The sequence below is a fragment of the Sphingomonas sp. Ag1 genome (assembly GCF_000980895.1).
GTDB classification, from domain to species: Bacteria; Pseudomonadota; Alphaproteobacteria; order Sphingomonadales; family Sphingomonadaceae; genus Sphingomonas; species Sphingomonas panaciterrae.
Genome location: NZ_LAZX01000089.1, coordinates 51,623 through 74,283, shown reverse-complemented (window position 1 = coordinate 74,283; position 22,661 = coordinate 51,623). Strand labels below are relative to the sequence as shown.

Sequence of the window (22,661 nt, the reverse complement as noted above, 5' to 3'; positions counted from 1 at the left end):
GCGCGCTAGATATCCGCGTAGACATGGCTTTCGGCGGCGGCTCCCGGGTGCGTGACAGCTCCCTTGTACGCCGGCCCTACGTTCTGCGCATAGCGCCACAACGCGCCCGACCCGTAATCAGTGGGACGCGGCTGCCAGGCCGCGCGGCGCGCCTCCAGCACGTCGGCCTCGACCAGCAGGTCGATGGTGCCCGCCTCAGCATCGATGCGGATCGTGTCGCCGTCCTCGACCAGCGCGATCGGGCCGCCCTCCGCGGCCTCGGGGCCGACATGCCCGATGCAGAAGCCACGCGTTGCGCCCGAGAAACGCCCATCGGTGATCAACGCCACCTTCTCGCCCATGCCCTGACCATAGAGCGCCGCGGTGGTGGACAGCATCTCGCGCATGCCGGGGCCGCCCTTCGGCCCTTCGTAGCGGATGATGATCACCTCACCTTCGCGGATCTCGCGATTCTCGACCGCCTGGAACGCATCCTCCTCGCAGTCGAAGCAGCGCGCTGGCCCTTCGAATTGCAGGCGGTGCATCCCTGCCACCTTCACGATCGCGCCATCCGGCGCCAGCGAGCCGCGCAGGCCAACAACACCGCCCGTGGGCGTGATCGGCGATTTGGCGTCATAGATGACCTTCTGGTCCGGGTTCCACGTCACCTGCTCGATATTCTCGCCCAGCGTCTTGCCGGTGACGGTCAGGCAGTCGCCGTGCAGCAGGCCTTCGGCGAGCAGCGACTTCATCAGCATATAGGCGCCGCCGGCCTCGTACATATCCTTCGCCACATACTGGCCGCCGGGCTTCAGATCGGCGCAATAAGGCGTCGACTTGAAGATCTCGGCCACGTCGAACAGGTCGAACTCGATGCCGGCCTCATGCGCCATCGCCGGCAGGTGAAGCGCGCCGTTGGTCGACCCGCCGGTCGCCGCAACGATGCGGGCAGCATTCTCGAACGCCTCGCGCGTGCAGATGTCGCGCGGGCGGATGTTTCGCGCCAGCAACTCCATCACCTGTGCACCGGCAGCAACCGCGATCTGCTCACGCGTCGTATAAGGTGCTGGCACCATGTTGCTGTTCGGCAGGGACAAACCGATCGCTTCGGCAACGCATGCCATGGTGTTGGCGGTATATTGGCCGCCGCAGGCACCATGCCCCGGGCACGCCACCTTCTCCAGCGCGTGCACTTCCTCGATCGGGCAGGCACCCGCCGCATGGCGCCCGACGACCTCGAACACGTCGACCACGGTCACGTCGCGGCCCTCGAACCGCCCTGGGAGGATCGAGCCGCCATAAACGAAGATCGACGGGATGTTCAGGCGCAGCATCGCCATCATCATGCCCGGCAGCGACTTGTCGCATCCCGCAAAGCCGACCATCGCGTCGTAGCAATGGCCCCGGACGGACAGTTCGACCGAATCGGCGATCACCTCGCGGCTGACGAGACTCGCCTTCATGCCCTGGTGGCCCATGGCGATGCCATCGGTCACGGTGATCGTGTTGAAACGACGCGGCATGCCGCCGCCCTGCTCCACCCCGCGGCGCGCGGCATCGGCCTGCGCATCGAGCGTGGTGTTGCACGGCGCGCTGTCATTCCCGGCGCTGGCGAGCGCCACGAAGGGCCGGGCAATCTCTTCCTCGGTCAGGCCCATCGCATAATAATAGCTGCGGTGAGGCGCCCGCTCGGGGCCGACGGACACATGCCGGCTGGGCAGCCGGGCCTTGTCGAAACGTTGGGTCATGGACCGCTCGCTATGCCGCAAGGCGCCGACGAGCAAGCATTGAACGTTACTGCGGGCCGGAAAGACCGAAAATATCCGGCCGCTGCCTCAGAGCGCGTTGAGCGCCTTTTCCACCCCGTCCAGCGTGAACGGCTTCTGCAGGATCGGGCGGGCGCGAAATTCCTCCGCGATCATGTCGTCCGCACCCCCGGTGGCGAACACGAACGGCACGTTGCGTTCAGCCAGCGCGGCCGCGATCGGCCAGCTCTTCTCACCCCCGCGCAGGTTCACGTCGAGGATGGCGCAATCGAAGCCGCCCGCCTCCACGAGCGGCAACGCCGCCTCCACGCAGTCTGCCGTTCCGGCACACTGACGATCCAGCGCATCGAGAAAGTCCTCGAGCATCATGGCGATAAGCGGCTCATCTTCGACGAGCAGAACGCGGCTAGTCATGATCAACCCTTAGAACGCGCAAGCTGTTCCCGCAATGTCCCCACACGCCGATCGTGTGACATTGCGTGTCAGCCCTGCTGGCCGAGCGCCTCGCGCGCTGCTTCGGCGAGCTGCTGGACCGAAAACGGCTTGGGAATGAAGGCGACATTCTCGATGTCGATCGACCGGCGCAGCTGCTCCTCGGCATAGCCGGACATGAACAGGATCGGCAGGTCAGGGTAACGCAGCCGGATACGCCGCGCCATCGTCGGGCCATCCATCGCCGGCATCACCACATCGCTGACCAGCAGATCGGGGCGCGGATGCTGCTCGATCAACTCCAGCGCGATCTCGCCGTTTTCCGCCGCGATGACGGTATAACCCTGCCGCGTCAGCGCACGCTCCGCCACCGCGCGCACCATGTCCTCGTCTTCCACCAGCAGCACGGTACCGGTGCCCCAGAGTTCGGCGGGCTTTGCCTTTGGCGCGGCCTTCCGCGGGGCTACCGGCTCACCGCTGGCGTGCACCGGTAGATAGATGGTGAAGGTCGCGCCCTGCCCCGGCTTGGAATCGGCAAAGATATAGCCGCCGGATTGTTTGACGATGCCATAGACCGTCGACAGGCCGAGCCCCGTCCCCTTGCCGACCTCCTTGGTGGTGAAGAACGGCTCGAAGATCTTGGGCAGTGCGTCCGGCGCTATGCCCGAGCCGGTGTCGGAGATCTCCAGCGCGGTATATTCCCCGACCGGCATGACGTCGGGACCGCGGCGCCGGATCTCGGCCGTTGTCGCCGACCGCGTCTGGATCATCAGCTTGCCACCGCCATGCGGATATTTCGCTGCCATGGCGTCACGCGCATTCACCGCCAGATTGACGACCACTTGCTCCAGCTGTCCGGGATCGGCGCGCACCGGCCCCAGGTTACGCCCGTGCCGCACCTCCAGCGTGACCATCTCGCCCAACAGCCGCTTCAGCAGGTTCGACACTTCGGACACGACATCGGGCAGTTGCAGGATCTGCGGCCGCAGCGTCTGCTGGCGCGAAAAGGCGAGCAGCTGGCGCGTCAACGCCGCCGCCCGATTGGAGTTGTTCCGCACCTGCTGGATGTCGTCATAGTCGCTGTCGCCCGGCGAATGGCGCATCAGCATCAGGTCGCAGTGACCGATGATGGCGGTCAGGATGTTGTTGAAATCGTGCGCCACGCCACCGGCCAGCTGGCCGACCGCCTGCATCTTCGTCGCCTGTGCGACTTCGCGTTTCAGCCGCGATTCCTCGTTGTTTTCCTTGAGGCTCAGCACCACCGCCGCATCGCCCAGCCCCCGCGCGCCGGCGATCGACAGCACCACCGGTTCCTCCGGCAAATCGCGCAGACGGACCGCAATGTCGGTGACATGGGCGGCCCCGCCGCCGGCAAAGCGGCGCACTGCATCCGCCACCGCGGCCTTGTCCTCACGCACCACCAGGTCGCCCGGATACAGCGGCGGGGCGTCGCGATCGACGGCAGCAGCGCGGATGAAGGCGTCGTTCATCTCGATGAACCGGCCGTCCCGATCGACGAGCGCGATGCCCAGCGGCATGAGCTGCACGAGCGTACGGATATGCGCCGCCGCTCCGCTGCCCAGGCTGACCGGCGCCTCGTCCTCATCGAGCAGCGCGACCAGGATCGGCGCGCCGTCGATGTCGGAGAACGGCACCTGCACCAGCCGCAGCGGATTGCCGTCGCGGCCCTCGCGCTCGAACCGGATCAGGCCCCGCTCATCCGTGATCAGGAAGCGGGCGAAATCCGCACCCTCCACGGCGGCATCGGCATGCCCCATCGCACGCATCCGCAGCACCGGATCGGCGGCAATGACCCGGCCGTCCGGCGTGAGCAGCGCGGCCATGATGCCCGATTCCGCCAGTCGCCGGCCGAGCGAGCCCGTCAGCGCCTCCGCGAGCGCACGCCCGCTGTCGGACCCCATCAGCGATGCCGCGCGCCAGATCAGCAGATCCTGCCGCTGGCCCGCGCGCAGCACGTCGAAATAGATCGCCCGTCCCGCGACTTCGGCATGCTCGACCCGCGCGCGCCCGTCGCGCCAGGCGGCGCGCCCAGCAGCCGCCAGCGCACCCACACCCGCTTCGCCAATCGGCAGGCCGGGTGGCGCGGACAGGCCGCCGAACAGCTCCTCGAAACGATCGTTGGCGCAGACAAGGCGCCCGGCACGATCCGTCACCGCGATCGCATCATCGCTTTCCTGCGCCAGCGTGCGGACCAGCTGCCAATCAACCGCCGGACCCGGTGCGGGCGGTTCGGGCGCCAGCGCGCGCCACGCCACCAGGGTGCCGCCCAGCACGATGGCCGCGGCGAGGAAGCCCGTCGCAACCGCCGTGTCCCCGATCACCCACAGGATCAACGCCGCGGACAACACGCCAGCGCCCACCGCGGTCGCCAGCGCAGCGCGCGGCGTCAGGCGGGGCATGGTATCGGGAAACAGCGTCGCCATTCCGGCAACCCTTCAATCCCCGCCGCGGCCGCGTCAAGCAGCGCGCGGCGGGCATCGCGTCACCAGATCCGGATGCGCTGCTCGTTCGTCAGGTACAGCTTCTGGCCCGGGCGGACGCCGAACGTATCATACCAGGCATCGAGATTGCGGACGATGTTCGCGCGCTGCATCCCGGGCGCGTGCGGATCGGACAGCAGGATCTGGCGCAGGATCGGCTCGCGATACTTGGTCCGCCACACCTGGCCCCAGCCCAGATAGAAACGCTGATCGCCCGTCGTGCCGTCGATCACCGGCGCCTTCTTGCCGCCCAGCGACAGGCGGTAGGCGTCATGCGCGACGACCAGCCCAGCGAGGTCGGCAATGTTCTCGCCCAGGGTCAGGGCGCCCTGCACGTGCTGGCCGGGCAGCGGCTCATAAGCGTCATATTGCGCCACGAGGCGGTCGGTGAAGGTCTTGAACTGCGCGACGTCCTTCTCGGTCCACCAATCGGTCAGCTTGCCGTTCACATCATATTTGCGGCCCTGATCGTCGAAATGGTGGCTGATTTCATGGCCGATCACGGCGCCGATCCCGCCGTAATTGATTGCCGGGTCAGCCTTCGGATCGAAGAACGGCGGCTGCAGGATCGCCGCCGGGAAGACGATCTCGTTCATCGTCGGATTGGCATAGGCGTTGATCGTCATCGGGGTCATGAACCACTCGCCCCGATCGATGGGCTTGCCCAGCTTGTCGATGTTGCGCTGGAACTCGAACTCATTGGCGCGCGCGACATTGCCGACCAGATCGTCGCGGCGGATCTCCAGCGCGGTATAGTCGCGCCAGCTGTCGGGATAGCCGATCTTCGGCGTGAAGGCGGCGAGCTTCGCCAGCGCCTTCTGCTTCGTCTCGGGCGCCATCCATTCCAGCTTCTTCAGGCGCTCCCCCATCGACGCGATGACGTTGCGCACCAGCTCGTCGGCCGCGGCCTTCGATTCCGGCGGGAAGTATCGGGCGACATACGCCTTGCCGAGATCCTCCCCCAGATGCTCGCTCGCCAGATCGACGCCGCGCTTCCACCGCGCCTGCTGTTCGGGCGCGCCGGTCAGCTCGGTGCCGTAAAAGGCGAAGCGGGTGTCGTCGAACTCCTTCGGCAGGAAACGCGCATAGCTGGACAATGTGCGCAGCAGCAGATGGTCCTTCAGCACCGGCAGCGGCGTTTCCGCCCACACCTTCGCCTCACCGGTAAAGGCGGACGGCTGCGACACCAGCATCGGCGCATCCGTGGGAATGCCCGCGCCTTCGAAATACTGCGCCCAGTCATAGCCCGGCGCACGGGCGTTCAGCTCCTCGAACGTCAGCTTGTTATAGACCTTGTCGGCGTCCCGGCTGTCGACGCGGGTCCAGTGCGCCGCGGCGATCGCCTTTTCCATGTCGACCACGGCCGCTGCGCGCGCCTCCGCGTTCGGCTCACCCGCCAGCGTCAGCATCTTCGTCAGATACGATTGGTAGGCGGTCCGGTTGGCCGCCAGCTTGGCATCATCCTTCAGGTAATAATCACGGTCCGGCAGGCCCAGGCCCGACTGGCTGAACACCACGGCATAGGTCTCGGGATCCTTGTCGTCCTGGTTGACGTACATGCCGAACAGGGTGCCGACGCCGCGGCGCTGCATCCGCCCGGCTTCTTCAGCCAGCGCCGCCTTGCTCGGCGCGTTCTTGATCGCGGTCAGCCACGGCTGGACGGGCGTGACGCCCTTGGCATTCACCGTCGCCTCGTCGAGGAAGCTCGCGTAGAAATCGCCCGACTTGCTGCCCGGCTGGCGACGCTGCTCCTCCAAGATCGTGCGGGTCTGTTCGCGCGACAGGTCCTGCAGCACGTGGAACATGCCATAGGTCGATCGGTCCGCCGGGATTTGCGTATTCTTCTCCCAGGTGCCGCTGGCATATTGGTAGAAATCGTCGCCCGGCGGCACGCTGGTGTCGCGTCCGGCCATGTCGAAGCCGAAGGTCCCGATCTTCGGCCCGTTCGCCTTCGCGGCTGCCGGCTGACCCTGCACCGGCTGTCCCTGCACCGTCTTGCTGGGGGCGGCGGCCGTTTTGGGCGTGTCCGCCGCGGTCTGGGCAATCGCCGCAGCCGCGGTGGTGGAAAGAATCGCAGCAACCAGGAGGGACGAGCGCATCAAAATCGCCTTCAAGGGAATGAAAGGCGGCGTTTTATCCGCTCAAGACGCCTCGTCAACGTGGTTACGAATGTGACGGGACCGCCACTTGCGCGCGATCCACAAACGCCATCCCAGCATCGACAGCCCATAGCCTGCCAGCGACAGCACCGCGGTGACGATCAACAGGCCGAGCGCCGTCGCTGGCGCCGCATCCGACATCAGCCACTGCATCCAGCCCGATTGCGCGGCGTTGACCGCGGCGTCCTGCATCGGATCGCCGGGCAGCGCCCGGTCGAGGTGCAGCGTCCACTTGCCGATATAATAGGCCGCCACCCACAGCGGCGGCGTGGTCACGGGATTGGTGATGAACGTCGTTAGCGCGGCGGAGGGGATGTTGGCGCGAAACGGCAGCGCCAGCATGGCCGAAAAAGGGATCTGGGCGACCGGGAAGAGGATCCCGGTCACCATGCCCAGCGCCACGCCGCGCGGCACCGACCGGCGGGTGAACCGCCAGAGCTGCGGCGCGAGCACACGGTGCGCGACGGGGCGAAGCAGGCGGCTTTCCTCCATCGATTCGCGGGTCGGCAAATTGCGATGGCACCAGCCGGTGAACCGCTGCCAGATGCCGGGGTTGCGCGTGGCCACTAGCCGCGCTCACGCATGAGGCGGCCGGCCTCGCGCTTCCAGTCGCGCTCCTTGATCGCGTCACGCTTGTCGTGCGCTTTCCTGCCCTTCGCCAACGCCAACTCCACCTTGGCCCGACCCTGACTGTTGAAATAGATCATCAGGGGCACGAGGGTCATACCCTCCCGCGCCACGGCGCCGTGAAGCTTTCTAACTTCGCGCTCGTGAAGCAGGAGTTTACGGGGACGCTTGGGCTCGTGGTTGAAACGATTGCCGTGGCTGAATTCCGGGATGTTCGAATTCACCAGCCAAACGCCGCCCTCACTGACCTCGGCGTAGCTTTCCGCGATTGATCCCTCGCCGAACCGCAGGCTCTTCACCTCTGTGCCGGTCAGGACGATCCCGGCCTCATAGGTGGTGTCGATCGAATAATCGAAGCGCGCGCGGCGGTTCTCGGCGACGATCTTCTTCTTGTCGAAGATGGCGGGTTTGGGACGTGGCATGGACGGGGCGATGTAGGGCGTTGCGTCGTCCGTGGGAAGGCGGCGTGATCAGCGTTTGACGGTGCCGATCGGAACGCGGAGGCGGATCATCGCGCGATTGATCGGCGCCCCCTGCGCATCCGCCGCCCGCTCTGCTTCCGCGGCAAGCGTCCCGACCCCGTTAATCGCGGTTTCTGCCTTGGGCGGGGCGCGTTCGGGCGCGTAGCGATCCGGCATCGGCTTCAATCGGAAGGCATCGCCTGACCGGCCGCAGACGATGATCTCTTCCCCGGGCTTGGCGACCGGGCATGGGCGTTCCACGGGCGCGCGGGCGACCGGGGCCGGCGGTCCGGCAACTGCCTGCACGGTCAGCATCAACCAAGCCGCCACCGCTTTCTCCCCTGTTCGTTCGGGAACGTGCGGGGAGAATGCGGCGGGATTAAGAGCGCTTAGCCGATGCGTCCACGATGGCGCGATCAGAGCAGGCCAGCGCGCTCCAGCCCAGTGTCGACCGCGGCGCGGCTCGCCTCGTTCGGCCACGTCATTGGCAGGCGAAGTCCCTGCGGGAAATCAGGGCGGACACGGCTCATGGCATATTTCACCGGCCCGGGAGAGGCATCGGTGAACAGCGCGGTATGAAGCGCGAACAAACGATCGTGCAGCGCCAGCGCCTCGACCCCCGTGCCCGCCGCCTGGAAATCGGCGCACAGCCGGGGCGCGACATTGGCGGTGACAGAAATGCACCCCACCCCGCCCATGGCGTTGAATGCCAGCGCCAGATCGTCATTGCCGGACAGTTGGCTGAACCCCTCGCCCAGCGCCGCGCGATGCTGCGACACACGCTGGAGCACGCCCGATGCATCCTTGACCCCAACGAACACCTTGGGAAACGCCTCCACGATACGGATCAGCGTTTCCGGCTGGATGTCGGTCACCGTGCGGCCCGGCACGTTGTACAGCACGATCGGCAGCGGCGAGCTTGGCGCCAGCGCGGCGAAATGCTGGAAAATGCCGTCCTGCGAGGGTCGGTTGTAATAAGGCGGCACCATCAACGCGGCATCCGCCCCCGCCTCCTTGGCCGCCGCGATATTCGCCGCCGCGACGCGCGTGTCGTTGGATCCGGCACCGGCGATCACCGGCACGCGCCCGCGCACCTGATCGACGCACACCTTCACGATCGCGAAATGCTCGTCTTTGGCCAGCGTCGCGGCCTCGCCGGTCGTCCCGCAGGGGACAAGCGCGTTGGAACCCTCGCTGATCTGCCATTCGATCAGATCGCGATAGGCGCGCTCGACGAAGCGGCCGTCGGCTTCGAACGGCGTGACGAGCGCCGGAATCGATCCGAAAAACATGTGTTGCTCCTGAAACGGATTGTGGTGCGTTGGGTCGTTCAGGACAGATACGGGTGAGCCGGCTATTCTGTCCACAATGGTGACTGGTTTGAGGGCAGGGGCATTGATCGCACTGGGAATAGGGTTGGGCGCGGCGCTGGTCGTCGCTCAGGGGCAGGACGATGCTGCACGCACGCGGGCAGCCAACGCACTGGCGCAGTCGCAGCCTGCCGCCATGGCGCAGGTAACGAACAACGCCGATCTCGCTGCCGCGCTCGCGCAATGGCGCGCGTTGCAGCAGACCGACGGGTTGCCGTTCGACAGCTACGCCAGCTTCGTGATGGCGCATCCCGGCTGGCCGAACGAGGCCGCCAATCGCCGCGCGGCGGAGCGGCAGGCCAGCAACGGCTATGCCGCGCCCGCGAATGTCGTCGCCTTTTTCCGCCGCTATCCCCCGCTGACCACGGCGGGCGCCGTGGCGCAGGCGAAGGCGCTTCAGGCGACGGGAGCGATGGCTGAGGCCTATGAGGCTGCGCGCAATGCATGGCGGCGCGGCGCGCTGACGCCGACCGATGAATCGACGATCCTCACCAGCTTTGCCGGCGCCCTCCGGCCCGAGGATCATGACGCGCGGATGGACGCGCTGTTGTGGCAGGGATCGACCAGCATCGCTGCTCGGCAGATCGCGCTGACCTCCCCTACCAGCCGCCCGCTGTTCGAGGCGCGGCTGGCGTTCCGCACCAAGGCGGAGAATGCCTCTGCGCTCGCCGCCGCCAATGACGCCGCGGGCGCGTCGGACGCAGGCTATATCGCCGACAAGGCCGTATGGCTGCGCAACAGCGGCGCCAGCGCCAGCGCGCGGTCGTGGCTCGCCCGCACCCGCCGGCCCGGAATCGCCCTGCCCGGCAATGTCGAGAAATTCTACGAGGTGCTGCTGACCAATGCGCGCGCCGCGGCCGCCGATGGGCAGTATCAGCTCGCCTATGACATCGCGCGGCAGGTCGACGACGCCTATCCCGCCGGCACTGACGTGTCGAAGAAGCCCTATGGCGAGCGGGACGATTACACGAGCCTCGTCTGGCTGGCTGGCCAGACGGCGCTGAAGCAATTGAACCGCCCGGCTGACGCGATGACGATGTTCGATCGCTATGGCCGGGGCAGCCAGTCGCCGCAGACCCGCGCCAAGGGCTTTTACTGGGCCGGCCGCGCCGCCGAGGCCGCCGGTCGCAGCGCCGATGCCAGCGCTTTCTTCAACCGCGCCGCTGGATATCGCGATCAATTCTACGGCCAGTTGGCGCTCGAGCACCTTCGCCGCCCGCTGACCGCCCCGCGCGACGTGGCCTCCCCCGCCATCGATCCGGCCGCCCGCCAGGCATTCTTCGGCCGCGAAACGGTGCGCGCCGCGCAGCTTCTGGGCACTATTGGCCAGTACCAGGATCAGACCGCTTTCGTCCGCACCATCGCCGCCGACGTCGAGACCGATGCCGAGCATTTCCTGGCGGAGGAACTCTCCCGCTCCATCCGTCGCCCCGACCTGGCGGTGATCGTCGGGCGAAAGGCGATGCAGAACGACCAGACCGAATATAGCGCGATCGCCTTCCCCACCGTGTCGGTGCCTTCGGGCTATGACAGCCAGTGGACGATGATCCACGCCATCGCGCGGCAGGAAAGCCAGTTCGACCGCGCCGCCATCTCCTCGGCCGGTGCGCGCGGGCTGATGCAGCTGATGCCGGGCACGGCGCGCGAACAGGCGGGCAAAATGGGGCTGCCCTATGACGCCGGCCGCCTGCTGACCGACACCGGCTACAACACGCAGCTCGGCTCCAGCTATTTTCAGCGCATCTTCGGCATCTACGGCAGCTATCCGCTGGCGATCGCGGCGTATAACGCCGGGCCGGGCAACGTGAACAAGTGGCTGCGCGCCAATGGCGATCCGCGCACCGGGGCGATCGACATGGTCGAATGGATCGAGGCGATCCCCTACGGCGAAACGCGCAACTATGTGCAGCGCGTACTGGAAAACGCCGTGGTGTATGACCTCATGAACCCGCCGCGCGCCAAGAGCCGTGGCCCCGCCAACCTCAGCTGGTATCTCGGCCGCAATCGCACCGGCTGACGCATCGCGACCTTCCCTCGCCACGCGACGGGAAGGTCGCGGATCCGCTGCGGCTTGGCTAAGACGCCGCGATGGATCGCCCGAACTACATCACCCCCGCCGGCTATGCGACGTTGCGCGCAGAATACGACCAGCTGTTCGCCAAGGAGCGGCCGGCGCTGGTCGAGACGATCGCCTGGGCCGCCGGCAATGGCGACCGCTCGGAAAACGGCGACTATATCTACGGCCGCAAGCGGCTGCGCGAGATTGATCGCCGGCTGGGCTTCCTGTCGCGCCGCATGAAGGCCGCCAAGGTGGTCGATCCTGCGCAGGCGCCTGATCGCACCCGCGTCTATTTCGGCGCCAGCATTACGATCGCCGACGAGGACGACAATCACCGCGAACTCACCATTGTCGGCGATGACGAGGCGGATGCCGGCAAGGGGCTGATCGGCTGGAATGCCCCGCTCGCCCGCGCGCTGCGCGGCGCAGCGGTCGGCGATCTGCGCCGCGTCACGCTGCCCGCGGGCGAGAAGGAATATGAAGTGATCGCCATCGCTTATCCGGACGCCTGACGAAACTCGGCACCCTGCCCACTCGTTCTTCCACGCAGTGAAGGAGAGTAACAATGGCAGAGAACCCCCGCACCACCAGCGCCCGCGATCATGACGACAAGGATGTGATCGAAGGCATGATCCCCGCGGGTGACGCACAGGCCGGCACCAGCGGCGGCGCGCTGGCCCGCGACCTCGGCTCGCGCGCTGACCTGAAGCAGGTGGATGATCCCGACGGTTCGACCCCGCTGACCAAGCAGGCGGATATCGACGCCGATCAGGCGTTCCGCAGCTCGCGACCCGTGGGTGGCTGAACGCTGCGTCCATCAACGAACCGGGGGCGATTGACGCGGGCGGATGGAGCGCCGATGGCTTGACCCATGGCGACCGACGACACCCCCACCCGCAACATCGCCCTCCTGATCGACGCGGACAATGCCAGCTGGCACGCGATCGATCCGGTGCTGACCGTCCTTGCCGAACTGGGGACGGTCAACATCCGCCGCGTCTACGGCAATTGGTCGAAGCCGGCGCTGAGCGGCTGGCGCGAGATGACGATCAAGCACGGCATCGAGCCGCAGCAGCAGTTCGATATCACCAAGGGCAAGAACGCCACCGACATGAAGATGACCATCGACGCGATGGACCTGCTGTTTCGCGGGCGCGTCGAGGGGTTCGGCATCATGTCGTCGGACAGCGACTTCATGCCGCTCGCCACCCGGCTGCGACAGGATGGCCTGCCCGTCTATGGTTTCGGCCAGGCCAAGACGCCCGAGGGCTTCAAGCGCGCCTGCACCCGCTTCATCGATGTCGACAAGCTGATGGCCGCCGAGGAGGAGAGCCCTGCGCCTGCGACCCGCCCCGCTCCGGCCAGGGAAGCGCCGGCGGCACCGGCAAACGGCAAGGAGCAGGCCGCGCCGGCCTCCGCCCCTGCCCCCACCGACACGGGCGCGGCTGAGACGACCCCGCTTGAGCCCGCCGCATCGCAGAGCCCGGCACCAATCGACGATGAATTGGTGAAGCTGCTGATCGACGCCTATTCCGCGGTGAAGCGCGACGAAAAGGGCTTCGTCAGCCTGTCCGCCATGGGACAGCTTGCCGCCAACCGGTCGAGCTTCGACGTGCGCAACTATGGCTACAAGCGCCTGTCGGACCTGATCGCCGCCGTTCCCAATTTCCAGACCGAGCGGCGCGAGGATGGCCGTGTATTCGTGCGAAGGTTGCGTTGATGAAGAACAAGACGATTGCCTGTCTCCTCCCGCTGATCGCCATTGCGGCCGCCGACCCACCAAAAACCGACCCCGCCAAGCTTTCCGAGATGACCAAGGTGCTCGCCTCCGATGAATTCGGTGGCCGGTCGCCGGGGACGGAGGGCGAGAAGAAGACGATCGAATGGTCGATAGCGCGCTTCAAGGCGCTGGGGCTTGAGCCCGGCGGGCCGGACGGCGCCTGGACGCAGAAGGTGCCGCTGATCCACACCCGGCTTGGAGATGGTCCGGTCAGCTTCGGCGCGACCAGCCTGAAGCAGGGCACCGACGTCGCACTCACCACCGTTCGCCCCGAGGCGACCGTTGCGATCGAGAACGCGCCGCTTGTCTTTGTCGGCTATGGCGTCAGCGCGCCCGAGGCGCAGTGGGACGATTTCAAGGGCGTCGACCTGAAGGGCAAGGTCGCGGTCTTCCTGGTCAACGATCCCGATTTCGAGGCGGTCGCGGGCGAGGACGCCAAGGGCCGCTTCGGCGACAAGCGGATGACCTATTACGGCCGCTGGACCTACAAATACGAGGAAGCGGCACGGCGCGGCGCGATCGGCGCGTTGATCGTTCATGACACCGCGGGCGCCGGCTATCCCTGGTCCACCGCCAATGCCTCCAACGGCGAGAATTACGATATCGTCCGTGGCCCCGAGGATCAGCGCATCGCGCTGCAGGGCTGGCTGTCGGGCGAGGCGGCGAACCGCGTCTTTGCCGCCGAGGGCCTCGATCTCGCGGCGCTTCGCAAGCAGGCCCGCTCCGCCGCGTTCCGCCCGATCGCGATGAAGGCGCGCTTCACCGCGAAGCTGCCCGTCAGCGTCGAGCGGATTGAAAGCGCCAACGTCCTCGCCAAGATTCCGGGCAAGGTGAAGCCGGACGAGACCGTCCAGTTCGCCGCGCATTGGGACGCCTATGGCGAAGGCCCGCCCGATGCGCAGGGCCGTACCATCCGCCCCGGCGCCAACGACGATGCGCTCGGCGTTGCCGGCGTGATGGAGCTGGCCCGGCTGTTCAAGGCCGGCCCGGCGCCCGACCGCACGCTCGTTTTCGCGCTGTGGACCGCGGAGGAGCGCGGCCTGCTGGGCTCCGAATGGTATGCCACTCGCCCCACCGCGCCGCTGGAGAAGACCGTCGCGAACCTGACGCTCGACATCCTGCAGACCGCGGGCGAGGCGAAGGACGTGATCCTCGTCGGTGCTGGCCAATCCTCGCTCGAAGACCTGCTGACCGACGCGGCGCGTGCGCAGAACCGCGTCGTCACGCCGGAGGAGGCCAGCGAGCGCGGGCTGTTCTATCGGGCCGATCATTTCTCGGTCGTGCGCCGCGGCGTTCCCGCGCTTCAGCTGATGGCGCTTGGCGGTGCGAGCGACATGCGCGTCGGCGGCCGCGAGGCGGGGCAGAAGTGGCTCGACGGCTATATGGCCTGCTACCACAAGACTTGCGACGCCTGGGCGCCCGACTGGAACTTCACCGGCGCGGCGCAGGACGTCGACCTGTTCTATTCGATGGGCCAGCGGCTTTCGAAGGCGGGCGTCTGGCCCGAATGGCGGCCGTCATCGGAGTTCCGCGCGATCCGCGCCAAGAGCGCCGACCAGCGCCAATAAGAAAAATGGCCCGCCACGGCATCTGCCGGGCGGGCCTTTCCTTGATCCGCCGTCACCCCGGCGATGCGCCAGGGTGACGATCGCGTCGGATCAGCGCGTCAGCTTCTTGTAGGCAAGCCGCGTCGGACGATCCGCCGCGTCGCCCATGCGGCGCCGCTTGTCCTCCTCATAAGCCTCGAAATTGCCCTCGAACCATTCGACATGGCTGTTGCCTTCGAACGCCAGGATGTGCGTGCAGAGGCGATCGAGGAAGAAGCGGTCGTGGCTGATCACCACCGCGCAGCCCGCGAAGCTTTCCAGCGCCTCTTCCAGCGCGCGAAGCGTTTCGACGTCGAGGTCGTTGGTCGGTTCGTCGAGCAGCAGGACGTTGCCACCCTCCTTCAGCATCTTGGCGATGTGAACGCGGTTGCGCTCACCGCCCGACAGCTGGCCGACCTTCTTCTGCTGGTCCTGCCCCTTGAAGTTGAACGCACCCACGTACGCGCGCGTCCCCAGTTCCTGCTTGCCGAAACGGAACACGTCGAGCCCGTCGGAAATCTCTTCCCAGACATTCTTGTTGGGGTCGAGCGCGTCGCGGCTCTGGTCGACATAGCCCAGCTTCACCGTCTGGCCGACCTCGATCGTGCCGCCGTCGGGCTGCTCCTGACCGGTGATCAGCTTGAACAGCGTCGACTTGCCGGCACCGTTCGGGCCGATGACGCCGACGATGCCGCCCGGCGGCAGGTTGAAGTCGAGGTTTTCGAACAGCAATTTGTCGCCATAGGCCTTGGTCAGCCCCTTCGCCTCGATCACCTTGCCACCTAGACGCTCCGGGATCTGGATCAGGATTTGCGCCTTGCCGATCGCGCGATTCTCCTGCTTCTCGACCAACTCGTCGAACGCACGGATACGCGCCTTGCTCTTGGTCTGACGCGCCTTGGGGGTCTGGCGCATCCAGGCGAGCTCGTCGGCGATCGCCTTCTGGCGGCCGGCCTCTTCGCGCTCTTCCTGCTCCAGCCGTTTGGCCTTCTTCTCCAGGTAACCGGAATAGTTCGACTCGTAGGTGTAATAACGCCCACGATCGAGCTCGAGCACCCAGTTCACGACATTGTCGAGGAAGTAGCGGTCGTGCGTCACCAGGATGACGTTGCCGGTATATTCCTTCAGGAAATTCTCGAGCCAGCTGACGCTTTCGGCGTCGAGGTGGTTGGTCGGTTCGTCCAGCAGCAGGATGTCCGGCTTCTCGAGCAGCAGGCGAACGAGCGCGACGCGGCGCTTCTCACCACCCGACAGGTTGGTGACCGGGCTGTCGGACGGCGGGCAGCGCATCGCCTCCATCGCCTGTTCCAGCTGCGAATCGAGACTCCAGCCGTCGGCCGCGTCGATCTTCGCCTGAAGCTCGCCCATCTCCTCCATCAGCGCGTCGAAGTCGGTATCGTCCTTCGGATCGCCCATTTCGGCGGAAATGGCGTTGAACCGCTCGACCATCTGCACGACCGGCCCGGCGCCCATGCGGACGTTCTCGATCACCGTCTTGTCGGGGTCGAGCTGCGGCTCCTGCGGCAGGTAACCGACCTTGATCCCCTCGGCGGCCCAGGCCTCACCGGTGAAATCGGTGTCGATCCCGCCCATGATCTTCATGAGCGTGGACTTGCCCGAGCCGTTCGGGCCGATGATCGCGATCTTCGCGCCCGGCAGGAACTGCAGGTGGATGTTGTTGAGCACGGGCTTGTTGGCGCCCGGGAAGGTCTTGGTCAGACCCTTCATGACGTAGGTATACTGGACGGCCATGGGTCGCCTGTCGCTCCGTAGACTGGAATGGCTGGAAAATGTCGCCGCGCATGTAATGATGCGACGGGCCGTTGGCAAACTTGCTGCGCCGACCTACGCGGTGGGCATGACCAGTCGTTACGCCCTCGCCGCCCTTCTCCTCGCCACATCCGCTGCCGTGCCGGCCGTCGCGCAGCGCGCCGCACCGGCCGCGCCCGCCGGTGTCGACCCGCGCGTCGCCGCGCTGCGCGATGCCGCGCTGAAGGACGATGTCGCCTACGACATCGTCGAAGGCATGACGACCGAGGTCGGCCAGCGCCTGGCAGGGACCGAGGCGGAGGCCCGCGCCCGCACCTGGAGCGCGGCGAAGCTGAAGGCGCTGGGCTTCAAGAACGTTCGGATCGAAACCTACCAGATGCCGGTCTGGGTGCGCGGTGAGGAACGCGGCGAAGTGGTCGCCCCCGTGCCGCAGAAGCTGCACCTGACCGCGCTCGGCAATTCGGGCGCGACCCCCGCCAACGGCATCGAGGCGGAAGTGGTGATCTTCCCCACCTATGCCGATCTCGCCGCGGCGCCTGACGGCAGCCTTACCGGCAAGATCGCCTATGTCGGCAACACGATGATGAAGACGCAGGACGGATCGAGCTACGGCCAGGCCGGCGTCGCACGCTTCGCCGGCCCTGCGCTCGCCGCCAAGAAGGGCGCCGCCGCCATCGTGATCCGCTCGATCGGCACCGACACGCATCGCCTGCCGCATACCGGCACCACCTATTTCCGTGACGGCCCGGCGATCCCCGCCGCCGCGCTGTCGGTACCCGACGCCAAGCTGATCGAGGCGCTGGCGAAGCGCGGCAAGCCGATCCGCATGAAGCTGGTCCTCACCCCGCGCCAGGTGGGAGAGCAGGAATCGGGCAATGTCATCGCCGAGGTGCCCGGCACTGATCCCAATGCCGGCATTGTCCTCATCGGCGGCCACCTCGACAGCTGGGATCTCGCCACCGGCGCAATCGACGACGCCAGCGGCGTTGCGATCACTGCGGCTGCCGCCAAGCGAATCCTCGACAGCGGCAAGCGCCCGCGCCGCACGATCCGCGTCGTCTGGTTCGGCGCGGAGGAAGTCGGCGGCTTCGGCGGCCGCGATTATGCCGCGAAGCACGGCAAGGAACGCCACGCGCTCGCAGCCGAAAGCGATTTTGGCGCGGACAAGATCTGGCGGCTCGGCATGACGCTGCCGGAATCAGCGAAGCCCGTGGGTGATCGCCTTGCCGCCGCTCTCGCCCCGCTGGGCATCGTGCGCGGCAACGGCCCGGGCGGCAGCGGCGCGGATATCGGCCCGACGGTGGCGCTGGGCGTTGCGGGCGTCGACCTCAATCAGTCAGGCCTCGATTATTTCGACGTACATCACACGCCTGACGATACGCTGGATCGCGTGGACCCGGACAACCTGCGTCAGAACGTCGCGGCATGGACGGCGATGCTGGCGATCGTGGCCGATGCGCCGGAGGAAATCGGGCCGGTTGAGCGTCCCGCGCGCTGAATCCGTTCGTCGCGAACCTTGCTGCCAGATGAATTTCATCATTGACCCATCAAATTGCTGCGGTATTTGCCGTGGCTCGCGACGGCAAACGGGTCGGCCGCGAAATGAATAAATGCTTGGGAGCATTCGAATGAAGAAGATCGTTCTGATCGCTGCCGCCGCCGGCCTGATGTCCGTGGCTGCTTGCTCGAAGTCGCCGGAGGCCGCCGCGGTCGAGAACAACGCGGACATGATGGCCGACAACATGGAAATGATGGCCGACAACCTTGAGGACCTGGCTGACAACTCGGCGAACGCCGTTGCTGCCGAGGGTCTCGAGAATGCAGCTGACAACCTTGAGGACGCAGCGGACAACGTCCGTGACGTCGCCGAGGAAAAGGCTGACAACATGCAGTAATGCGCTGCGGGCCATCAGGCTCGCCGCTTTGCTGAATGATGAAACGGGCGTTTCCGCTTTGCGGAGGCGCCCTTTTCTTTTGTCACTTTCCTAGGGGGCCGCGTACCATTTGAGGCATTGCCGCCCCTGCGACGCTCCGCCTATAGGCGGTCACTCACGCGGAGGGCCTGTAGCTCAACGGTTAGAGCTGGCCGCTCATAACGGCTAGGTTGCGGGTTCGAGTCCTGCCGGGCCCACCGCGTGATCGCTTGCACTCGGGCCGGTAACCGCCTAGGCGCTCGCACGCGTCGGGGAGTGGCGCAGTCTGGTAGCGCGCCTGCTTTGGGAGCAGGATGTCGCAGGTTCGAATCCTGTCTCCCCGACCATCACACAAAAAGCGTTATTTTACAGTGGGTTAATCGAGAGCGCTGTAGCAACTTCCGTAGCGTTTGCTGTAGCGACTATGTGATCGGGGTTGTCCCTTGGAACTCTCCCGTCACCGGCGGCAACAGGTCACCCAACTGACCATAAAGCGAGTCGACGGATCGGCTTAGCCGGGTTGTTCGATAGACGCGCACGCGCAGCGTCTTGAGCGTATATTGATCCCGCCGAAACTGGATGAACTCGCCGGCAGCGCTGTAATCCTCCAGCTTGATGCTGGCGTCATCACCCGGCCCCGTGAGCACCTGCATCCGTCCGTGCGCCATTATGTCACGGAGCGCCAAACCATCCTCAAACCGGCGCATAACCGCGAGGATCAAACCACGATGCGGCGTGAGTGGGCCAGCGGTATCGCAAACAGCCGCAAGGTATTTCAATCGATCGGGGCGACGTGAGGGAAAGCGGCCACGTATTCCTGCATAAGCTTCATGCTTTGAAGCCCGTATAGCCAACTCGGTGAGGATGGTCTCCACCGTCCCCATCGCAGCCACATAAGCGCCCCGGAGCTGCATCACTTCCGTCAACGTGTGGTCCAGCGTCCACGGGTTTACCTCTACCCGCAATGGTGAGCTTCGGTTCAACATCGCTTTCGCCCCTTGTGTTAGTTCGCATGCATTTTCCGCAACGTAGAACAACACAAACGTTCTGGCATAGCTCCCCTGCCACCGCACGAATCACCGGCGGGGGAGACACGACACACATGGGGAACACCGACAACGCCGCGACCATCACAGCGGCGGACGTGCTTGCACTGAACGCGATCGGCGATGCGATCTTCGCCGAATGGTATCCGAACCATCGCCCCGGCGATCCGGTGCCGGCGATGCCGCCCCTTCACATCATGCAGGAAGCCCGCGAACTGGCATTGCGACACCGCATGGTAGCTGCCCGCCGGCGGGGGCGGCAAGCGGCCTAGCGCAGCACCTTCCCGGCCCTACGGGGCCGGGAAGCAATCAGGTTACCTCCGCCGCAAAGCCGCGGTTCCTTCGGCGGTAGCCCAGGTCACTTTGCAAGTGACGCCTAATCCGATCGTATGAGACGACTTGCAAACGGTCGGACAAAGACTCGTTTACGTTTCCACGCATTGACGTCTGCCCCGGTGTTTCCTGCCGTGAATCACCGATCAGCAGCAGCACGCTCTTTGGTCGCACAATCTCTTTGACGCCTGTCATCGACCGAACTGTATCGACGTAGCGATCGAACTGGTTCAGGTAGCTCGTGCACTGCACAAGCGCCTTGTTAGCGGTTGGGCTGAAAGCGTCCGCCTTCATATTTGCAAACTGAACGTCGGCGCGTTTTAGCTCAATTATCCACCATGTATATCCATCCGAGTTCGCAGCAACTGCGAGAAAGTCGGGTATCTTTCCGGGCGATCCATTCGGCTGGTGCAACGCGATTTGCTGCTTTGGAAACAGCCAAATGCCGTGGTGCCCGGTGCTCGGGGTTATATACTGTGCAAGGTAAGGGCGCTGTTCGATGCAGCGCTGAATGGCCTCCTCATCTTTCGCGGCCAACGCCGCATCAAAGGCATCAAGCCAATCCAGGCGGATATGGCTTGGACTGCCGTAGAGGGCACCGGGAAACCGCTGCGCTTCTTTGGCCTCGTATTTGTCGAAGTCGGCGTCAGTCATTATCTTGAGAACGGGCACGGATTACTCCCGGCGTGATCTGATACTGAGTTGTGGTCTAACCCGGAGCGCGCAGCAAATCCGAAGCGATGGGGGCGCGGGCCGATTTGACACGATAATTGAGGTCCGCCCCTTGACACGGTTTCGCGCTAGCCGAGTCGTTCGCGGTTTCGATGTTGTGTGATTCGGCACAAGCCAACGCCGAACGCCATGAGCACGCCGCGCCCCGAAGCTCGCCGGGATCGCAGCGACGCCGTGGCAAGCTGGCGCGCATCAACGGATCGACGCGGGCGCGGCCCGCGCGACTTCCGCGCTGTTGGTGGATCGGATCGCCAGCCTCATGATAACGGGCACTGTGCGTGCGCTCCGGGGCTTACTGGTGTGCGGCGGCACCGAAACGGCTGATTACCTCGCCCGCCACCTGTCGGCGTTGTGTGAGGCTACGGGGACCGTTTCCGACGATATGATCGGCGTTCGTGCGCTCAATCGCCAAACGATCAGCCGATAAATCAAACTCAAAAGACTTGTATTCCTTGACGCTGATACCCCCCCCGGAGGGGGTGGGGTAGGTAGGGGGTGCCCCTATGCCGCGCAGTAGCGCGCTACTGTAGCCTTGCTGATACCGAAGTGCTCCATCGTCTGCCGCACCGTGGCAGCATTGTCCTTGCGCCATGCTGCCACGGTGGAGGCGTCATGCGCCTTCGGGCGCCCCATGCTCACCTTGCCACGGTGCGTGCGGCCTGTAGCTGCCAGCGCTGCCCGCGCTGCATCACGCCCCGCGTCACAGCGTTCCCGGATGCGCTGGCGCTCCATGTCTGCCATCTGTGCCAGCACAGCCACAATCAGCTCACCGACGCCGCGCCCGATCGGCCCCAGCCCGCGCACATCCAGCGTGACGCCGCGATCGAGCAAGCGCCGCACGGTTGCTTGAACGTCCAGCGCATCGCGCCCCAGCCGGTCCAGCGCATAGACATAGAGTGTATCGCCTTCCCGGACATAGGATAGCAGCGCGCCGAAGCCGGGGCGATCAGCGGCAGCGGTGGCACCGCTCACGCCTTCGTCGGAGAACTCGCGATCAAAGCCACCGCCAAGCGCGTGCCGCTGTGCGTCGATCGTCTGGTCGCCGGTGCTTACACGATAGTATGCGATGCGGCTCATTGCCCTGCCTCCGAGTCTCAAAAGATACCCTTGACTAACGCGACCGCATCACAAGTCAATATGGTATCTTTTGAGGCGCTATCTGACGGGTATTTGCCCCCTCTCGGAAGGTGTAACTTTTGAGACGGTGCGGCGGACCCGGTGAGGATGGGTGCGAGCTGGTGGGGCGGATTGCGGTGCGGCAGCGACCGGCAGCGCGTTTGCGTGGTGCAGCGATAGCCCACCGGGAACTCCGGGGGCGGTGTGGAGCGGCGGGCTATAGGTGGCGTGGTTGTATTCCGCTGCCTACACAGGAACCATGTTGACCAGCGTTTGCGCCTGTCCAGCGTTCACCGAGTCCACATAGCCGATTACGCCTTCAACCTGTGGCTCCGATCCCGTGAGCACAGCTTCCTCGAACTCCGCAAACCGCTTGTCGCTTACGCGCATTGTGTGGCTGCCGAAGACGATGTTGAACCCCTCTATCTCTGGCGCTGGACCTTGCTGCTTGGCTTCATTGAAGTGAAAGCCCGCTAGGTCCGCGCCGGAGTGCAACGTGTCCAGCGCAGAACGAACGTCTGCTTCATTGTCTGCCGATACGGTGATGTCATCGACATACACCGTCACCTCTACACCAACCTTTCTAAGCGATCGGATAGCGGCACCAAGGGCAGATTGCTCGATCGCTACGGACGCGAGCAAGGGCGATTGAACAAACCCGAAAGGCAGGGAGAACCGACGCGATCCCACGTCTTCCTCAACCGTGCTGTCGCTTGCCATTGTGAACGCTTCACCCTGATCGAAGCCAATGCGCCTCAATGCCCGGTGAACTCGGGTCCGTGTGACCTGATTGAAGAACCGGGCCAGGTCTACACTAGCAAGCCACGGCTTCGCATGATGAACTCGGACAGCGGCGACGTGACCACCCGATTGCAAGTGGTAGAAGAACGCCGGTGGTCGCCAGCGCTTTGCAACCTGCTTGACTATATCGTTGCCGATCGCAACGCCGTTGTCGGTAGGAACGAAGACTTGGGTGCCCTTAGGCAGCTTGAACTTGCTTGCGTAAAGGTTTCGCATAGTTGGCGGCCTCG

At 65.5% G+C, this 22,661-nt stretch carries 21 protein-coding genes and 2 tRNA genes; 10 read left to right on the top strand and 13 right to left on the bottom strand.

All coding sequences use genetic code 11. The features are described 5' to 3' along the window. Window positions 1-5: 5 nt before the first annotated feature. From ilvD to dapA, 8 genes are all read right to left on the bottom strand, one after another. Window positions 6-1,727, bottom strand: a complete 1,722-nt coding sequence (gene ilvD, locus XM50_RS08535; protein WP_046408966.1) for a dihydroxy-acid dehydratase — start codon at window positions 1,725-1,727, stop codon at window positions 6-8. A gap of 87 nt (window positions 1,728-1,814) precedes the next feature. Further along, window positions 1,815-2,159, bottom strand: a complete 345-nt coding sequence (locus XM50_RS08530) for a response regulator (protein ID WP_046408965.1) — start codon at window positions 2,157-2,159, stop codon at window positions 1,815-1,817. Between the two features lie 68 nt (window positions 2,160-2,227). Next, window positions 2,228-4,621 carry a response regulator gene (locus XM50_RS08525; protein ID WP_046408886.1) on the bottom strand — a complete coding sequence of 798 codons (2,394 nt, stop codon included), beginning with the start codon at window positions 4,619-4,621 and terminating at the stop codon, window positions 2,228-2,230. Window positions 4,622-4,680: 59 nt separating this feature from the next. After that, a complete protein-coding gene (locus XM50_RS08520) occupies window positions 4,681-6,777 on the bottom strand; it encodes a M13 family metallopeptidase (RefSeq protein ID WP_082102917.1) in 2,097 nt (698 codons plus the stop codon). A gap of 42 nt (window positions 6,778-6,819) precedes the next feature. After that, entirely contained in the window at window positions 6,820-7,404 is a 585-nt protein-coding gene (locus XM50_RS08515; RefSeq protein WP_417158923.1) for a DUF2062 domain-containing protein, read from the bottom strand. Continuing rightward, window positions 7,404-7,886, bottom strand: coding sequence for an SsrA-binding protein SmpB (smpB, locus tag XM50_RS08510; protein ID WP_046408884.1), 483 nt, complete (start codon window positions 7,884-7,886; stop codon window positions 7,404-7,406). Before smpB ends, XM50_RS08515 begins: the two co-directional genes overlap by 1 nt. Window positions 7,887-7,934: 48 nt before the next feature. Then, a complete protein-coding gene (locus XM50_RS08505; RefSeq protein ID WP_052742507.1) occupies window positions 7,935-8,255 on the bottom strand; it encodes a hypothetical protein in 321 nt (106 codons plus the stop codon). Window positions 8,256-8,341: 86 nt separating this feature from the next. Next, complete coding sequence (gene dapA, locus XM50_RS08500; protein WP_046408883.1) at window positions 8,342-9,217, bottom strand: 4-hydroxy-tetrahydrodipicolinate synthase; 876 nt, start codon at window positions 9,215-9,217, stop codon at window positions 8,342-8,344. 76 nt (window positions 9,218-9,293) lie between these two features. On the opposite strand from dapA, the gene XM50_RS08495 reads away from it, so the two are divergent. From XM50_RS08495 to XM50_RS08475, 5 genes are all read left to right on the top strand, one after another. Further along, window positions 9,294-11,312, top strand: coding sequence for a lytic transglycosylase domain-containing protein (locus tag XM50_RS08495; protein WP_046408881.1), 2,019 nt, complete (start codon window positions 9,294-9,296; stop codon window positions 11,310-11,312). 71 nt (window positions 11,313-11,383) lie between these two features. Continuing rightward, window positions 11,384-11,866: a transcription elongation factor GreB gene (greB, locus tag XM50_RS08490; RefSeq protein ID WP_046408880.1), complete on the top strand. Its 483-nt coding sequence runs from the start codon at window positions 11,384-11,386 to the stop codon at window positions 11,864-11,866. Window positions 11,867-11,919: 53 nt separating this feature from the next. Further along, entirely contained in the window at window positions 11,920-12,159 is a 240-nt protein-coding gene (locus XM50_RS08485; protein WP_046408879.1) for a hypothetical protein, read from the top strand. 66 nt (window positions 12,160-12,225) lie between these two features. Next, window positions 12,226-13,074, top strand: a complete 849-nt coding sequence (locus XM50_RS08480; protein WP_046408878.1) for an NYN domain-containing protein — start codon at window positions 12,226-12,228, stop codon at window positions 13,072-13,074. Continuing rightward, window positions 13,074-14,702, top strand: a complete 1,629-nt coding sequence (locus XM50_RS08475; protein ID WP_046408877.1) for a M28 family metallopeptidase — start codon at window positions 13,074-13,076, stop codon at window positions 14,700-14,702. The genes XM50_RS08480 and XM50_RS08475 overlap by 1 nt, the downstream gene beginning before the upstream one ends. 90 nt (window positions 14,703-14,792) lie before the next feature. Here XM50_RS08475 and ettA read toward each other — a convergent pair whose 3' ends face one another. Next, window positions 14,793-16,472: an energy-dependent translational throttle protein EttA gene (gene ettA / locus XM50_RS08470; protein ID WP_046408875.1), complete on the bottom strand. Its 1,680-nt coding sequence runs from the start codon at window positions 16,470-16,472 to the stop codon at window positions 14,793-14,795. A 106-nt stretch (window positions 16,473-16,578) separates the two neighbouring features. Between ettA and XM50_RS08465 the strand changes: the two genes are divergently transcribed. The 4 genes from XM50_RS08465 (at window position 16,579) to XM50_RS08450 (ending at window position 18,750) form a co-directional block, all read left to right on the top strand. Continuing rightward, window positions 16,579-17,988 carry a M20/M25/M40 family metallo-hydrolase gene (locus tag XM50_RS08465; protein ID WP_046408962.1) on the top strand — a complete coding sequence of 470 codons (1,410 nt, stop codon included), beginning with the start codon at window positions 16,579-16,581 and terminating at the stop codon, window positions 17,986-17,988. A 130-nt stretch (window positions 17,989-18,118) separates the two neighbouring features. Further along, window positions 18,119-18,385 carry a hypothetical protein gene (locus tag XM50_RS08460; RefSeq protein ID WP_046408874.1) on the top strand — a complete coding sequence of 89 codons (267 nt, stop codon included), beginning with the start codon at window positions 18,119-18,121 and terminating at the stop codon, window positions 18,383-18,385. 163 nt (window positions 18,386-18,548) lie between these two features. Then, a tRNA-Ile gene (locus tag XM50_RS08455) sits at window positions 18,549-18,621 on the top strand. A 52-nt stretch (window positions 18,622-18,673) separates the two neighbouring features. After that, window positions 18,674-18,750 (top strand) — tRNA-Pro (locus XM50_RS08450). A gap of 75 nt (window positions 18,751-18,825) precedes the next feature. Here the strand turns inward: XM50_RS08450 and XM50_RS20075 are convergent. Beyond that, the gene (locus XM50_RS20075) at window positions 18,826-19,440 is read right to left on the bottom strand and encodes a hypothetical protein (protein ID WP_156167209.1); all 615 of its coding nucleotides are present in this window, start codon (window positions 19,438-19,440) and stop codon (window positions 18,826-18,828) included. Window positions 19,441-19,505: 65 nt separating this feature from the next. Between XM50_RS20075 and XM50_RS08440 the strand changes: the two genes are divergently transcribed. Continuing rightward, window positions 19,506-19,721, top strand: coding sequence for a hypothetical protein (locus XM50_RS08440; RefSeq protein WP_046408871.1), 216 nt, complete (start codon window positions 19,506-19,508; stop codon window positions 19,719-19,721). A gap of 37 nt (window positions 19,722-19,758) precedes the next feature. On the opposite strand, the gene XM50_RS08435 is transcribed toward XM50_RS08440, so the two are convergent. The 3 genes from XM50_RS08435 to XM50_RS19200 form a co-directional block, all read right to left on the bottom strand. Then, window positions 19,759-20,436: a Shedu anti-phage system protein SduA domain-containing protein gene (locus XM50_RS08435; RefSeq protein ID WP_156167208.1), complete on the bottom strand. Its 678-nt coding sequence runs from the start codon at window positions 20,434-20,436 to the stop codon at window positions 19,759-19,761. 579 nt (window positions 20,437-21,015) lie between these two features. Beyond that, a complete protein-coding gene (locus XM50_RS08425) occupies window positions 21,016-21,591 on the bottom strand; it encodes a recombinase family protein (protein WP_046408868.1) in 576 nt (191 codons plus the stop codon). Between the two features lie 285 nt (window positions 21,592-21,876). After that, on the bottom strand, window positions 21,877-22,647 hold the full coding sequence (locus XM50_RS19200; protein ID WP_052742506.1) for a reverse transcriptase domain-containing protein: 771 nt from the start codon (window positions 22,645-22,647) through the stop codon (window positions 21,877-21,879). Between the last annotated feature and the right edge of the window lie 14 nt (window positions 22,648-22,661).

Coding starts and splice junctions, on each gene's coding strand:
- ilvD (WP_046408966.1), bottom strand. CDS start 1,727: ATGACCCAACGTTTCGACAAGGCCCGGCTGCCCAGCCGGCATGTGTCC.
- XM50_RS08530 (WP_046408965.1), bottom strand. CDS start 2,159: ATGACTAGCCGCGTTCTGCTCGTCGAAGATGAGCCGCTTATCGCCATG.
- XM50_RS08525 (WP_046408886.1), bottom strand. CDS start 4,621: ATGGCGACGCTGTTTCCCGATACCATGCCCCGCCTGACGCCGCGCGCT.
- XM50_RS08520 (WP_082102917.1), bottom strand. CDS start 6,777: ATGCGCTCGTCCCTCCTGGTTGCTGCGATTCTTTCCACCACCGCGGCT.
- smpB (WP_046408884.1), bottom strand. CDS start 7,886: ATGCCACGTCCCAAACCCGCCATCTTCGACAAGAAGAAGATCGTCGCC.
- dapA (WP_046408883.1), bottom strand. CDS start 9,217: ATGTTTTTCGGATCGATTCCGGCGCTCGTCACGCCGTTCGAAGCCGAC.
- XM50_RS08495 (WP_046408881.1), top strand. CDS start 9,294: ATGGTGACTGGTTTGAGGGCAGGGGCATTGATCGCACTGGGAATAGGG.
- greB (WP_046408880.1), top strand. CDS start 11,384: ATGGATCGCCCGAACTACATCACCCCCGCCGGCTATGCGACGTTGCGC.
- XM50_RS08485 (WP_046408879.1), top strand. CDS start 11,920: ATGGCAGAGAACCCCCGCACCACCAGCGCCCGCGATCATGACGACAAG.
- XM50_RS08480 (WP_046408878.1), top strand. CDS start 12,226: ATGGCGACCGACGACACCCCCACCCGCAACATCGCCCTCCTGATCGAC.
- XM50_RS08475 (WP_046408877.1), top strand. CDS start 13,074: ATGAAGAACAAGACGATTGCCTGTCTCCTCCCGCTGATCGCCATTGCG.
- ettA (WP_046408875.1), bottom strand. CDS start 16,472: ATGGCCGTCCAGTATACCTACGTCATGAAGGGTCTGACCAAGACCTTC.
- XM50_RS08465 (WP_046408962.1), top strand. CDS start 16,579: ATGACCAGTCGTTACGCCCTCGCCGCCCTTCTCCTCGCCACATCCGCT.
- XM50_RS08460 (WP_046408874.1), top strand. CDS start 18,119: ATGAAGAAGATCGTTCTGATCGCTGCCGCCGCCGGCCTGATGTCCGTG.
- XM50_RS08440 (WP_046408871.1), top strand. CDS start 19,506: ATGGGGAACACCGACAACGCCGCGACCATCACAGCGGCGGACGTGCTT.
- XM50_RS08435 (WP_156167208.1), bottom strand. CDS start 20,436: ATGACTGACGCCGACTTCGACAAATACGAGGCCAAAGAAGCGCAGCGG.
- XM50_RS08425 (WP_046408868.1), bottom strand. CDS start 21,591: ATGAGCCGCATCGCATACTATCGTGTAAGCACCGGCGACCAGACGATC.
- XM50_RS19200 (WP_052742506.1), bottom strand. CDS start 22,647: ATGCGAAACCTTTACGCAAGCAAGTTCAAGCTGCCTAAGGGCACCCAA.